Annotated in this window: 11 protein-coding genes, 1 tRNA gene and 1 pseudogene; all 13 read right to left on the bottom strand. The window is 60.4% G+C overall.

Going from position 1 to position 14914, the window contains the following annotated elements; genetic code table 11:
* Nucleotides 1-306 precede the first annotated feature (306 nt).
* Nucleotides 307-1359, bottom strand: coding sequence for a LacI family DNA-binding transcriptional regulator (locus NBH12_RS09165; protein WP_050824529.1), 1053 nt, complete (start codon nt 1357-1359; stop codon nt 307-309).
* A 69-nt stretch (nt 1360-1428) separates the two neighbouring features.
* Nucleotides 1429-3063, bottom strand: a complete 1635-nt coding sequence (locus NBH12_RS09160) for an MFS transporter (RefSeq protein ID WP_250819408.1) — start codon at nt 3061-3063, stop codon at nt 1429-1431.
* Between the two features lie 204 nt (nt 3064-3267).
* Nucleotides 3268-4794 (bottom strand): sucrose phosphorylase, encoded by a 1527-nt coding sequence (gene gtfA, locus NBH12_RS09155; protein ID WP_250819407.1) that lies wholly within the window; start codon nt 4792-4794, stop codon nt 3268-3270.
* Nucleotides 4795-5220: 426 nt separating this feature from the next.
* On the bottom strand, nt 5221-6306 hold the full coding sequence (locus tag NBH12_RS09150; protein WP_250819406.1) for a LacI family DNA-binding transcriptional regulator: 1086 nt from the start codon (nt 6304-6306) through the stop codon (nt 5221-5223).
* A 215-nt stretch (nt 6307-6521) separates the two neighbouring features.
* A pseudogene (locus NBH12_RS09145) lies at nt 6522-6890 on the bottom strand (ABC transporter substrate-binding protein); the annotation flags it as partial.
* 46 nt (nt 6891-6936) lie between these two features.
* Nucleotides 6937-7332 carry a fluoride efflux transporter FluC gene (locus NBH12_RS09140; protein ID WP_003827961.1) on the bottom strand — a complete coding sequence of 132 codons (396 nt, stop codon included), beginning with the start codon at nt 7330-7332 and terminating at the stop codon, nt 6937-6939.
* A complete protein-coding gene (locus NBH12_RS09135) occupies nt 7332-8372 on the bottom strand; it encodes a fluoride efflux transporter FluC (protein ID WP_250819405.1) in 1041 nt (346 codons plus the stop codon). The genes NBH12_RS09140 and NBH12_RS09135 overlap by 1 nt, the downstream gene beginning before the upstream one ends.
* 187 nt (nt 8373-8559) lie before the next feature.
* On the bottom strand, nt 8560-10143 hold the full coding sequence (locus NBH12_RS09130) for a ClC family H(+)/Cl(-) exchange transporter (RefSeq protein ID WP_250819404.1): 1584 nt from the start codon (nt 10141-10143) through the stop codon (nt 8560-8562).
* A 23-nt stretch (nt 10144-10166) separates the two neighbouring features.
* On the bottom strand, nt 10167-11453 hold the full coding sequence (locus NBH12_RS09125) for an adenylosuccinate synthase (protein WP_065457120.1): 1287 nt from the start codon (nt 11451-11453) through the stop codon (nt 10167-10169).
* A gap of 167 nt (nt 11454-11620) precedes the next feature.
* Nucleotides 11621-12688 (bottom strand): class II fructose-bisphosphate aldolase, encoded by a 1068-nt coding sequence (gene fbaA / locus NBH12_RS09120; protein WP_250819403.1) that lies wholly within the window; start codon nt 12686-12688, stop codon nt 11621-11623.
* A gap of 62 nt (nt 12689-12750) precedes the next feature.
* The gene (locus NBH12_RS09115; protein WP_250819401.1) at nt 12751-13686 is read right to left on the bottom strand and encodes a DMT family transporter; all 936 of its coding nucleotides are present in this window, start codon (nt 13684-13686) and stop codon (nt 12751-12753) included.
* A gap of 109 nt (nt 13687-13795) precedes the next feature.
* Nucleotides 13796-13869: transfer RNA gene (locus NBH12_RS09110), tRNA-Gly, on the bottom strand.
* Between the two features lie 82 nt (nt 13870-13951).
* A complete protein-coding gene (htpX, locus tag NBH12_RS09105; protein ID WP_003827954.1) occupies nt 13952-14893 on the bottom strand; it encodes a zinc metalloprotease HtpX in 942 nt (313 codons plus the stop codon).
* Nucleotides 14894-14914: the final 21 nt, after the last annotated feature.

Here is a 14914-nt window from a genome sequence, read left to right as displayed (position 1 = left end):
CAGCTCCTCAGCGGAGCTATCCCGCCAAGAGCTGGTAAAAAAGCACCGCTAACAACGCACCAGCGGAGCAAAACCACCAGTAACTGGCAGTTTGGCTTCGCCGGCCGCTTCCCCAGCGAAGTTAACCCGCCAAATACTGACAAGATTGCACCGCAAATCGGTTACCAAGTAGTTCTGCCGAACTCCCCTCAGTCGCCTACGGCGACAGCTCCCCCTCGGAGAGGAAGCCACGATGGAGAACGTCACGGCTTCCGTCGTGGTGAGACAGCTCCTCTCATCGGGAGGAGGGGGAAAGCCACGATACAGCTACCGGGTAGTCTCTCCGGGGATGAGGGTTACGGAGATGATGTCTTCGGAAGTAGACTGGCCGCCATTGGCCGCAACTGCATTCCCGCCCTCAGCTGCAGCGGCACTCGTGGTTCCGTTATCGGCGGCGATTTGGGAGTCCATGCGGGAGGCGAGGGCGGCGGCGACGGCGGGGAAATCCTGCCGCACCGCGGTCAGGCGCATGCCGGCGGTCTCGGCCATGAAGGTGCCGTCGTAGGCGATGATCTGCAGATCGCGGGGAACTGAAATTCCTCGGCGCAGCGCCTCCTGCAACGCCACGGATGCCACCAGGTCCGATCCGACGAGGGCATCGACATCGGAATATCTCTCAAAGATGGCACGGGCGGTGGCCTCGTGTGCGGAAATATCGGCCACAATGCCGGCTTCCACGTAATCGCAGGCAATGCCGGCATCAGCCAGCATCCGTTCAACGGTGAGATGATAACGAATCGTGGGGAACGTGGTGGCTTCCGCGAACTGGGAGCGCGGACCACCGACGAGCACCACATGGCGCGCTCCGGAATCGATGAGCTGACGGGCAATCAGCCGGCCGCCCTGTTCATGATCGGATCGAACGGCCGGAACACCCTCGCCCAACGTGCGATCAAAAGCAACAATCGGACGATGAATGGATGTCCAGTAGCCGCCCGGATGCTCGGTGTGGGCCGCCATGACGATGCCGTCCATCATGTGCCGCTGCAGCATGTCGACATATTCACCCTCGCCTTTGTCTGCATCAGCGATGGAACACAATAGGGTTTTGAGGTCGCGCGCGGCGAACTCACGCTGCAGATGCGCAGTGAGCGTGGCGAAGAACGGGTGGGCGATAGTCGGCATAATCACACCGATGGTGTTGGTGCGATTGCGGTACAGATTGCGGGCCAGCTCGTTGGGAATATAGTTGAGCTGGCGCATCGCGGCCTCGACTTTGGCGCGCATATCGTCCGAGACATAGCCGGTGTTATTGACCACCAGCGAAACGGTGCTGAGCGACACTCCTGCCGTTTTGGCTACGTCGCGCATACCGACCATGGTTTGCTCCCCCGTGAGTACTAGCTGGATTACTGACGACCAGTGTACTCGAACCGGTTTATCGCGCTGTTACTCTGCCTTGGAAGAGAGCGTGATGATTCCGGCGAGGAACACCATGACGATGGCGGAGGGGAACAGCAGGTAGTAGCCGAAGCTGCTCGCAAATGCGCTGACCAGCACGGCTCCGATAATGGCGGCGAGCGCCAGTCCGACCGAATTGGCCAGTGCATAGATGCCAAGATCATGACCGGCGTTGCGCGGGTCGGGTAGGGCATTCATTACCAGTTCAAGGCCTAACGCATCGTAGACGCCGAAGGCGAATCCGGAGATCAGCGCGAAGAGCAGCATGCCGTTTTCGCGTGCCGTGCCGGTGGACCAGACGCCGAGCCCCCATGCCACCGCCACGCCGATGGCATACAGCAGGCAGGATGCCGCCACCACTGCAGTGGTGGCGATGTTCCGTTCCTCGATCTTCTCGGAAATCGGCCCAGCGGCCCAGGACGCGAGCGCGGCACCGATGAGCGTTGCCGCGGCCATGCCGGCGATGAGGAGGCCCGCGGGAATGGTCAATGGCGCGGAAGTGAACACCACAGCCTTGCCATACACCCAAAAGCGCACGAGATACCACAGAAAGACCCCGGTCAGCCCAACGCCCGTCATCATGCACACGCGAGCGGCGAACACACGGGCGAATGCAGGCGCATGTGCCGGCGGACGCAGCTGGTCAAACACCTGGCTCGACTCGAATCGTTGATGTGGCTGCTCCTGGCTGGAAGGCTCCTTGGGCAGCATGATCACGGTCAGGATGCCGGAAACCGCAAACAGCGCGGCGGTGCAAGCAAACGGCGTGAAGGAGTCGAACATCACGCCGAGCGCACCCATGCATACACCAAGCGCTTGGCCAAGCATCACGCCGATACCGTGCCAGCGCTCAATGCGCGGACGGAATTTGTCCGGAACCCGTTCGCTGATGGCGCTGGCCAACGGCACGGAAATCATCGCATAGGCAAACTGCATGAGCGCCCAGAAGAAACACAGCGCTACGAGGCCTGTGTTCTGCCCCAGAACCAGCGTGATCAGCGCGCACAGCACGCCACCCGCCACCATCCACGGGGTACGGCGGCCCAGAGGAATACGTGTGCGGTCGGACAGCGCGGAGACCAAGGGCATTGCGAACATGGAGGCCACCACGCCAACGACCACCAGCACGGCCAGAGGCACCACCAAGTCAGTGGCGACGGGCAGCGGACGGCCGGTGGACGGATTGATGGTGACCGATATGGCAGAAGCGGTGTCGTAGTCGAACAAACGCGCCACGGCGTTGGGCATGGCGATGGTGTTCAACGCCGCCCAAGGTGCGCCGACCAGAATCGAAGCCACGAAAAAGCCCCAATTAAGACGGGAAATCTGAACAGCGGTGGGTCGCTGACCATTGGCGGCGACCATCGGATCGCGCATATCGAGATATGCAGACGACAGATCAGGCGCAGGGGCATCCACGCTGGCCGCGGCAGCGGCAGCAGCCGACGAACCGGCGGCCGCCAGACGCACGGCCTGGGCCTCGGGCTGATCGGCGGATGCCTCGGGGGGACGCCGACGATCTTTGATGGCCAGTCGGGCCACGGCATCCTTGTCTTCGGGACTCAATGCCTTGTCGAGATCCGGGCGGTCGTCAATACCCGGGCGCACGTACGGTTCCAACATGTTGCTGCTCTTTCTTTGCTCTCATCACCGGCGGGAGGTACCGGCCAGCTCCGACTGAGCATGACCCGCAACCCCGCCACATGCAAAACCGCCCGAGCGCACTAGCTTCAGTGCACTGCGGGCGGTTTGTTTTCCATGGACCCAGCTTACGCCGGACGCACTACTTGGAGCGCGCACAGCGGAGTGGCGTTTATGGGCCAACGGTTAGTCGATATCGGCAATCGGCGGGTTGCTCAGCAGATCATCAGTCTCGTGGTCACCGGCGGCATCGGTCCAGGCGAGGCTGGCGACCGGAGTGGTGTTGTCCGTGCCGAGTCCGCGGCCGGGCTCGAAGATGAGGGCGGCCTTGGTCTTGCCGTCGGCAGCGATCCAGCGGAAGGTGATGGATGTGTCGCCGTCGGCTTCGTAGCTGAACTCGCCATTGAATGCAGGCAATTCGTTGCGGAACTTGGCCAGGGCGTTCAGGGCCTTCACCACCGGGCGCTCGAGGTTTTCGTCGATTTCGGCGGTGGAGTAGTAATGGCGATTGATGTCACGGCCGTTGTTGGTCTTGCGCAGCAGTTCCATGTCGTTGCGGCCGGCGAGCGCGCCCACGTAGTAGACCTGCGGCACTCCGGGCAGGAAGAACTGGACCGCGCGGGCGGCCAGATAGTGCTGGTCGTTGCAGCCGAGCGCGGAGTAGTACGTGCTGTTGACCTGATAGAGGTCGAGGTTGCTGGCGGCGGCACCGGTGGCGGCCTGGGATTCGCCGTGGGTGTTGGCGTGGATGGTGTTGACCAGATTATCGACGTCCTCGTCGGGCACGAGGCCCTTGAGGCTGCGGTCGAGCTGATCGGAGCCGATGTCGATCACGCCGATGCCGTCGTGCGTATCGAGCACGGTGACGGCGTTGTTCGGGCGGATTTCGGTCCAGTGGGCCACGGGTTCCACGTGACCTGTGAACAGCGAGTGCAGGAGCAGCGGAGGCAGGGCGAAGTCGTAGACGCGGTCCACCTTGGAGGCGATTTCAACCTGCTTCTTGTAGTAGCTATGCACCTCAATGAGAATTTCGAGGCCTCGCTTGACGCCTTCCTCGCGTAGGTGTGAGATGAGCTTAAAGGTCTTGGGGGTCATGAAGCAGCTGGTGCCGGCCTCCTTGGCGCCGTAGCCCACGGCGTCGAGACGGATGTAGCGCACGTGGCTGGCGGCCATCTGATCGAAGATGGACATCAGGTATTCCCAGCCCTTGGCGGAGTCGGTGTCGATATCCACCTGCTGTGGGGTGAAGCTGACCCAGACCAGGCGGGTCTTGCCGGCGAACTTGTAGTGGGTGAACGGCAGGCCCGGGCGCGGGCGGTAAATGCCGGCCAGTTCCTCTTCGGTGGCGCCGTTCGGGAAGACGGAGCTCATGGTCAGAAACATCGGGTAATACTCGGATTCCTCACCTTTTTCAAGCACGTCTTGGAACTGCTTGGATTCCCAGCTCATGTGGTTGACGATGGCATCGACCATGATGCCGTGGGTCTTGGAAAGTTCAGCGACGTCGTCCCAGCTGCCGAGACGCGGGTCGACTTTGGTGTGGTCGATCGGGTCGAAGCCTGCATCCGCACCATCGAACGGAGTGAAGAACGGCAGGATATGCACGCCGTCATACACGCCGTCGAAGCGGGTGCGCAGGATGTCGGTCATCGAGCTAAGAGTGCCATCGCCGAGATGATCGGCGTAAGCGATGAGCTGCACTTTGTTTTTCATGGGACCTCCCTTGGTTCATGGATGCAGGTGCAATGTGTACGCAGTGTATGCGTGCTTTTACATACTTATACGTATCGAACCGGTTTGATATTACCTCGAAAGAGACGTTGATGTCCAGTAATACCGCAAAATGCGCGTGTCGAACCGGTTCGATGCGGTGTTCTACACAACCCAGCCTGTCCGACCCCAATGTGTCCGTTTCTGCAAAATCGGACATCCAAACATCTCACGCATCACACATGACCGATTCTCCAGAATCAGACACACAGAACACTTCTTTCGGAATTTAGACGTCCGATTCGGCAGAATCGGACACATGTGCACAAGTCGGATGATGAGCACGACTATCGACGGGCGTTCGCCGGTTGTGGACGCCGCTGAAATCGATGCGATCCACACCGGGCACACGCATGAAGACGCGCAGCATCAACGCGTGGTATCGCCTGGCACCAGCGCCATGGGAATAAGCACGTTCGGCTCGAACGGCTTGGGGATGTCCCTGCGTGAAGCGTTAGCCGCAGCCACTTCCTCATTGGCAATAGCCTGCACGATATGGTCGGCCGCCGACTGTGCGATCGCCGAGAAATCCTGCGCGACCGCGGTCAGCTTCATGCCGGCCAAATCAGTCAAATACGTACCATCGTAGGCAACGATCTGCAGCTCGTCAGGAATGGAAATTCCGCGGCTCAACGCTTCGCGCACGCAGAACGACGCGCCAATATCGGAACTGACCACGGCATCGACGCCGTCGGCCGTCACCTTGTCGAGCGCATTGCCGACCGCACGATGATAGCCGGCAAAATCCATCACTTCGCCAGCTTCAACATACTCGTATTTCACGCCTGCGGAGGTCAATTCCTGTTCCAACGTGAGGTAATAGCGCACCGTCGGGAACGTGGTCTTTCCCAAATCGAACGGTCCTTCCTCGACTTCTCCGCGCGCAGCCAAATCGAAGAATTGATCTCGCGGACCGCCAATCATCACCACATGTTTAGCACCATTGCGGATCAGCATCTGCGCAATCAATCGCCCACCCTGCTCGTGGTCGGATCCGATCGACGAAATACCGTCTCCAAGCACACGGTCGAACGCGACGATCGGGCGATGAATCGACGTCCAATAATCGCCGGGATGCGAAGTGTGAGCACACATGACGATGCCGTCCATCATGTGCCGACGCAACATGTCGACATACTGGATTTCGCCGTCCGCCTCATCTGCGGTAGAGCACAGCATAGTGCGTAATCCTTGCGCAGCGAGCACATGCTGCAGATGTGCGGTAAACGTTGCAAAGAACGGGTGGCGGATGGTGGGCACGATGACACCGACCAGATTCGTACGATCATGATACAGATTGCGGGCAAGCTCGTTCGGCACATAATTGAGCAGTTGCATGGCTTTGCGCACACGTTCGCGCATGTCATCAGACACGTACCCGTTGCCGTTCACCACCAGCGAGACGGTGCTCAGAGACACCTCGGCCTTCTTCGCCACATCGCGCATGCCGACCATGATCGCATCTTCCCCGTCATCACTGTTCTATCGTTGTATGTTCACGTGCTTACCACGAAATATTACATTCATTTACATTCTCTCGAACCTGTTCGACAGTCCGGTGTGTATATCGCTTGACGGGGGCACCCCTAACTTTATTTCCATCATGTGATTTTCATGATGCCCCCTTGAAATCACATTCATGGGCCACTTTTGCGCTGCATTCGATACCGCATCGATGGAATATTGGCCTGAATGGTCTTGCCGTCAGCACTGCCGCCCTTCTGCGCAGCGAGAGCCGCCAGAATAATGCCATCGTAGGTTTCAGCACCATACGTGGTGGTGTTTTTCAGATCCACACCGGTGGATTCGAGACGCTTGATGAAATCGTCAGACGGGTTGACGCCAGGAATGGTGCCTTTCGAGCCTTCCAGCAGGCCTGCGTCGAGTTCGCTCGAATAGTCGGAGGTGTTGCCGTCAACGAAATACAGCTTCTTAGTGTCGACTCCCGCGGAGGCGAGGGTCTTCAGCAGCGGCTTGGTCTGGTCGAATGCAATCACCAGCGTTGCATCCGGACTGGCGGCCTTGATGGCGGTTGTACTCAGATTTCTTTCACGTTACTCAGCGACCGTCCGTGTAACGTGAAAATTACGCCGGATTGGCGAGCAGCGCAATGCCGAAACCGGTGGCCACGCAAATGAGAGGCACCGCGACGGTTGCTATTCCATAGCCCAGAGCCAGCGTAAAACGACGCTGGCGAATCAATGAAACCACTTCGTTGAGCGCCGTGGAGAATGTCGAGAAACCACCGAGAAATCCGACAACGAACATCATGACTGTGTCCATATCCACCGATTGCGAATAGTAGGACATCATGGCGATGCCTGCGCATAGCGAGGCGACGCCGTTGATGACGAGCGTGGATAGCGGGAAGTTGCGGTTCGTTCTTCGATTCTCGCGGTTCCAGCCTTGTTGAATTGACACGTCGAGCACGTAACGGGCCATGGCTCCCAGACCGCCGAACAGACAGATCATCCACATCATCAGCGCACCTCCCCGGTAGTCGGGTCGGCGACAAGCGAAATCTCCGCAGTGATCGGTTTGGGCTCGAAGCTGGGTGGAAGCGGGTTGGCCGGCTGCTGGATTGGCTGCGACTGCTTAATCTCGGGCAGCTGCCCCAAGTCTGGAGTATCCGGCTCGCGCAGCAACGGATGCGATGACTGTGCCAGCTGAGGAACGGCCAGCGGAGGAATCTGCGGAACGTGGCCTGTCTGCATAGGCTGGATGGCAGTCGGCGGCACGGTTGGCGTTTCGACTCGCGGAACCTGTCCCGTCTGCGCGGCCTGCTGCGCCGCCTGCGCGGCTTCCATTGCGGCCTGCGCGGCAGAACGCGCCACGTCGGCCACTTTCACATGGCGTACGCCCTGCGTGTCCGATTCGGCAGAATCGGACACGGAAACAGCTGAAAACGCACCCCGAACCCGCTTTCGAGTACTCCGTGACAGCAGTGCCTGCATCAGAACCACGCCGGCGGCGGCAGTGAGCAAACCGCCTGCAAAATTTCCCGCAAGATAGCCAAGCGCACTGGCGATATGCCGCTCGTGCAGACCTTCCACCGTTTCCAGCATCACGCCGGACATCGTCGAAAGCCCGCCGAGCAAGCCGAGCCCAACGCCACGGCTGACAACCTGCCGCACCCGGCGACGCAGCCACGAAGCGGTCGCCATGAATTCGGTCAGCATCGCGAACAGGAAGCAGGCGACCATATTCGACACAAACGTGCCCACAACGAATGGCGTCCCGCTGACCGACGGCAGGAGCATATCCAACGCATGCCGACAGCCGACTCCAACAAATCCACCGACGAACACCACAACATACATCAGTCCGTCGGCGAGCGGATTGAACCGCGCCTGCATACGTTTCATCGGTGCCAGGGGAATCGTAGGCGGATCCATGGTGTTAGCGGCGGGCGCGGTTGCATCAGCATGCGTCACCTCAACAGCGTCGATTGCCTGCGTGATAGGATGCGAGTCCTCACCCGCAGTCACCACGTCTCCCGGCGATTGTTCTTGCGATTCCATTGCGCTCCCCCTGTACTGGCCTTCCGCGGACAGCGTTGTTCCCGCCCATAGGCCGTGCAACAACGAGCTGGGCCGCGATTGCTGCCTTCCTAATGCATATGAGTTTACACGGAGCGCCAACGTATGCACCCTGGATGTCCGATTCCGCAGATTCGTACATCCAGAGTCCAGCCGAATTCAGCCAGGCTCAGTCAAGCCGGGCATCACACAGCCGCCGCATCGCAGGTCGCACCTCGCGCTCCTCCTCGCCACTGAACAGCACCACCAGATAGTCGCCGGCACGCAGCCGTGTATCACCGCGCGGCACGATCTCGCTTTCGCCGCGACGCAGGCCGATGATCAGACACCCAGACGGCCAACGCACGTCACGCACCCGCTTGCCGTCCGCAATCGCCCCCATTTCCAATGGCAGTTCCATAATGCCGCTGCCCACATGGCTTGCGATCGCCATCTGCATGCCTTGCGCGCGCACGTACCGCTCCAGCAACTCCCCATAGATCGGTTTGGTGCGCAGCAAATCGGACACCAACAGCGCGACGAAAGCGACGGCCGCGACCGGCAGCATGTGCGTCAACGTTCCAGACATCTCCACAGCCAACAGAATCGACGTGATCGGCGTTTTCACGGACGCGGCGAGCGTGCCCGTCATCACGCACACCGCAAACACCGCCACTGCGTCGGATGGCAGATTACCGAATCGATGCAACACTTCACCGCAGATGCCGCCGGCCAACGAACCGACCGCAAGAATCGGCATGAAAATACCGCCAGGCGCGCCTGAGCCGAAACTCGTAGATGTGAACAGCATCTTCGCCACGAACAGCAGACACAGCATTCCCAAGCCGACGCGCGCATGTTCGGCGGTATCAATCAGATTCGAGCCGCCGCCGAGCACATCGGGCAACCAGATGCCGACAGGCAACGCGATCGCAATCGCAATCATCGGGCGGCTCCATGCCGGCAGTTTGCAGTACAGCGTCTGGAAGCCAAGCAACGAGCGGTTCATCAGCGAACCAACCAAACCGGCCACCAATCCCAACGGAATCAGCCACACATACTCTTCCAACGACAGCTGACCGATATCACCGAAATCCAAAACCGGACGCAGACCGAAACAGTATTTTGAGACGAAATCGGCGGTCAGCGATGCGGCGGTGGCGCCCATCAGAATCGCAGGGGAAAAACTCCGATGCACCCCTTCCAAAGCGAACATCATGCCGGACAGCGGCGCGCTGAACGCGGCGGACAAGCCGGCCGCGGCACCGGCGGTGACCAGATAATGCTCCTGCATGTCCTCACGGCGGCGGCCGCGCAAACGGTGGGATACACACTGCGCCCCCGACGCACCAATCTGAATGGACGGCCCCTCACGACCGAGCGACAGACCAAACAACGCGCCCAACAGTCCACCGACGAAACGGACTGGCAGAATCGTCTGCCAACGCATCTTCAAGCCGCATATCACCACGCCGTTGGTCTGCGGGATGCCGCTGCCACCAGCCATCGGCTCCTTGCCGACCATCCACGCGATCGCCAGCGCGGCCGCCACCGCGGCAACCGCCCACGGCGCAATCAGCCACGGGGTCTCGCGAATCCGCGCATATATCCAACGGGACGCATCCGTGCCGCATTCGATGCCGAGACGGTATACGACAACCAGCAATCCTGAAACCAGACCAATGACTATGCCGGCCGCCGCCATCTTCCACTTCAAGTGGTCGAATCGCGGAATCAGCCGGCGGATATCATGTGCCGCGTCGTTACCAGTCAAGCCGGGAAATTCGTTGCAGACGGTCAGTCGACCAGCGAATTGATCTGGATGACATGGTCGCGCTGCGGGCCAGTGCCGATGGCGGAGATACGGCAGTTGCTCAGCTCTTCCAGACGCTTGACGTATGCCTGGCAGGTGGCCGGCAGCTCATCGAACGTATGGCAGTTGGAGATGTCCTCATTCCAGCCGGGCATAGTCTCGTAAATCGGCTTGGCCGCGGCAAAAGCAGCCTGATCGGTCGGCATGTCATCATGACGCTCGCCGTCCACGTCATAGGCCACGCAGATCGGGATCTCCTTCAAGCCGGTGAGCACGTCAAGCTTGGTCAGCACGATGTCAGTCAGGCCATTGACCTGGGAAGCGTAACGGTTGACGACGGCATCGAACCAGCCGCAACGACGCGGACGACCGGTGGTCACGCCAAATTCGTGACCCTGCTGACGCAGCCATTCGCCGGACTCGTCGAGCAGCTCAGTGGGGAACGGGCCTTCGCCCACGCGGGTGACGTATGCCTTGGCAACGCCGATCACGCGGGTGATCTTGGTGGGGCCCACGCCGGTGCCGGTGCAGGCGCCGCCGGCGGTCGGGTTTGAGGAAGTGACGAACGGATAGGTGCCGTGGTCCACATCGAGCATGGTGGCCTGGGCACCTTCGAACAGCACGGTCTTGCCTTCGTCAAGCGCCTTGTTCAGGATCAGGCCGGTGTTGGCCACGTACGGCTTCAGGCGTTCGCCGAGCTTCAGAAGTTCCTCGGTGGTCTGGTCCACGTCGATGGCACGGCGATTGTAGAGCTTGACCAGCATCTGGTTCTTCTGGTGCAGGCTGGCCTCCACCTTGTCATGCAGGTGGTCGGCGTTGAACAGGTCATGCACGCGGATGCCGATGCGATTGATCTTATCCGCGTAGGCCGGGCCGATGCCGCGGCCGGTGGTGCCGATCTTGTGCTTGCCGAGGAAGCGTTCGGTCACCTTGTCGAGGGTACGGTGGTAGGGGGCGATGATGTGCGCGGCCTCGCTCACCAGCAGATGCGAGCAATCGATGCCGCGGGATTCCAGGCCGTCGATTTCTTCGAACAGCACTTCCGGATCCACGACCACGCCGTTGCCGATCACCGGGGTGAGGTTCGGGTTGATGATGCCGGAGGGCAGCAGGTGCAGGGCGTACGACTCGTCGCCGACCACCACGCTATGACCGGCATTGTTGCCGCCGTTGAAGCGTGCGACATAATCGACCTTGGTGCCGATCAGATCGGTCGCCTTGCCTTTACCTTCGTCACCCCACTGGGCACCGATAAGAACAATTCCGGGCATGATGCACCTCCGCACTCGCACGATTCCGCCGGAAACAGACTACCTTACGCCCTCTACTCGGGGCGCGGCCATCTCACGCAATCGGGCTTCTGGTGTCTTTGCCGCGCGTTGCGCGAGGCGGGCCGACACCAAGGCGCCGCCACGGCGAATGACAGTTTATTTGGGTGTTATCTGAGTGCTTTGCCGGCCGAGCCGAGTTGCTTGCACGCCTCGACCACGCGGGCGGACATGGATTCCTCGGCCTTGCGGCCCCAGGAACGCGGATCGTAGAACTTCTTTTCGCCCACTTCACCGTCGATTTTGAGGACCTTGTCATAGTTCTCGAATACATGGTCGGCAATCGGGCGCGTGAACGAGTATTGCGTGTCGGTGTCGATGTTCATCTTGATCACGCCATGGCTCACGGCTTCTGCGATCTCTTCCGGACGGGAACCGGAGCCGCCGTGGAACACCAGCTCGAACGGCTTGCCGTTGGGGAAGTCGACCATGCCGGCGGCGCTGGGCAGCTCGCCCTCGGCCACCGCACGGGCCACTCGGGCCTGAATCTCACCAAGCAGGGCGGGACGCAGCTTGACCACGCCGGGCTTGTAGGAGCCGTGCACATTACCGAACGTGAAGGCGGCCATGTATCGGCCACGCTCGCCCAAACCAAGGCGACGGGCCACTTCAAGGCCATCGGCCGGCGTGGAATAGAGGCGTTCGTCGATTTCGGCGAAATGGCCGTCTTCCTCGCCGCCGACCGCGCCGATCTCGATCTCCAGCACCGTGTGCGCGGCCTGCGACTTGGCGAGCAGCTCCTCGGCGATGTCCAGATTTTCCTTGAGCGGCACGGTGGAGCCGTCCCACATATGCGACTGGAATGTGGGCTCCTGGCCGTGCGCCACCTGATCGGCCTCATGTGCGAGCAGCGGTCGCACCCATTCGTCCAGATACTGCTTGGCGCAGTGATCGGTGTGCAGGGCGATGGTGATGTTCGGGTACTTCGCGGCGACCTCGTGTGCAAAAGCGGCCAAGGCCAGCGATCCGGTGACACGGTCGTTGACGCCGATGCCGGAAAGGTATGCGGCTGCGCCGACGGACACCTGGATGATGCCGTCAGATTCGGCGTCCGCGAACCCCTTCAGCGCGGCGTTCAGCGTCTGCGAGCTGGTCACGTTGATGGCAGGGTAAGCATAGCCGCCGCGTCGCGCGGCGTCTAGCATTTCGGCATAACGTTCCGGTGTTGCGATTGTCATGGCTTCATTATCGCTCGGGGTGTGCCCGCCAGACTAGGTTCTGGGGCCAGGCGAGCTGTGAACTATCTCACGAGGAACACCATGATGATGATCATGGCGAAGCCGACCAAATCGGTCGGGGTGAAAACCGCGCCGGCGAACAGCACGCCGGTGATAGTGGCGGTTACAGGTTCACTGGTGCCGAGCATGGTGGCGCGCATTGCACCGCAGCGCTGGGTGCCGCCGAGGAATAGCCAATAGGCACCGAATGTGCCGAACACCACGGTGAACGCCATCAGGCCGATGCCGAACCAGTCCAACGCGGGGGCGGTGGCCCACGGGCGCACGAGCGGCAGCAGCATCAGGCCGGAAACGATGAACATGACGCCGTTGGCCATGAAGTTGCCCCATTTGGCCATTAATGCGATGGGCAGAATCGCAAGCAACGACGTGCATACGGCATCGGTCAGGCCCCACAGCAGACCGGGCAGCGGCAGACTGAGCTGGCTGAGATCGCCGCCTGTGGCGATGAGCACCGTGCCCACAAAAGCGAGTACCACACCGATGCTTTCGCGTTTGCCGGGCAGCCGTTTGCCCATAATGCATACGAATACGAGCACAACCAGCAGATTGAGCGTCTGCAGCACCGTGGCCGTGCCGGAATTGGTCCAGTCAATGGCCTTCAAGTAGGAGACCTGCACCATGAGCACACAGAAAAACGCGCACAGCAGAAGTCTCGGGTAGGAACGGTAGTCCTTAAGCGAGTTGATGAACTTGTCAGGCGTGAAGATTCCTGCGCAAACCAGAAAGATGACACCGGCCAATAGCTCGCGTACGCAGGCGATCCACAGCGGATCGGCATGGTAGTCATTCATCAGGAGTTTGGAGACGGTGGCGTTGACGCCCCAGAAGACGCCTCCGGCGAGCGCCAGTCCGGCACCGACGAAGATGTCGTGCGGGGTGCGTTCGAGGGTTGGCGTTGGTTGGCCATTGGTTGCAGCGGTCTTGGGTTCACACATCGCCCATCACGATACGCGGACGACGTGAATTGTTCTCATATAGTGGTCATACGGCAGGAAAATAAGCTCTCAAAAGAAGGAAAACCGTTGGAATTTCAAGGAAAATCGATGGAGCGGACGACGGGAGTCGAACCCGCCTCTAAAGCTTGGGAAGCTTTCATTCTACCGATGAACTACGTCCGCATGTGCGCTTCCACGCACGAGAGGCAAGTGTATCACCTATGCGGCACCTTGCGCCATGTGCCGGTTTGAGTTCTGTACTGGACTAGTGAATTGCGCGCGTGGAATACGTGGATGCGGCCACCGGAGTGCCGTTCATTTCATTGGCCATTTGCATCAGGCGTGCGATGCGCTGATCAGTCGGCGGATGCGTGGAGAACAGTTTGGAGAAACCGACCGCGGAGAACGGATTGGCAATCATCATCGCGGAGACGGACTGGGTGCCGGCCGTTTTGCGCATGGGCGTGGTCTGGGCACCATAGGAGATCTTGTTGAGTGCGGAGGCCAGGGCCTCGGGGTCGCCGGTCAGCAGGCTGCCGTCCTCGTCGGCATCATATTCACGGGTGCGGGAGATGGCCATCTGAATCAGTGATGCGGCAATCGGCGCGAGAATCACGCTGAGGAGCACGCCGATCAAGCCGAGACCGCCTGAATTATCGCGGTCGTCGCGCGAGTTGCCTCCGCCGAAATACATCAGAGAATAACCGAGGTACGTGATGACGGTGGCCATGGCAGAGGCGATGGCGGAGGTCAGAATGTCGCGGTTGTACACGTGCATCAGTTCATGACCCAGCACGCCGCGCAACTCGCGGGCGTTCAGAATCTGCAGGATGCCCTGCGTGCAGCATACGGCAGCGTGACGTTCGTTGCGGCCGGTGGCGAAGGCGTTCGGACTCATGGTGGGCGCGATGTAGATGCGAGGCATCGGCTTGCCGGCCTTGGCACTCAGCTCGCGCACGATCTGGTAGATTTCGGGGGCTTCCTGCTCGCTGACCTCCCTGGCTCCCATGGATGCGATGGCGAGTTTGTCGGAGAACCAGTATGAGCCGAACGTGGTGGCCAACCCGATAATGACGTAGATGCCCAGCGTCTGCTGCCTGCCGCCCGTGGCCCACCATATCAGCATGATGATGGCCCACATCAAGGCGAACAGCAGCGTAGTCTTCAGGCCGTTGAAATGGCCGTGCACCCGTACTTTGGCATCCATGAGGCTCACACTAAAATCACT

The sequence above is a fragment of the Bifidobacterium sp. M3-N-101 genome (assembly GCF_023656805.1).
In the GTDB taxonomy this organism is placed as follows: Bacteria; Actinomycetota; Actinomycetes; order Actinomycetales; family Bifidobacteriaceae; genus Bifidobacterium; species Bifidobacterium breve.
Note: the sequence above shows the minus strand (reverse complement) of the source record. Positions and strands in the feature narration are given on the sequence as shown.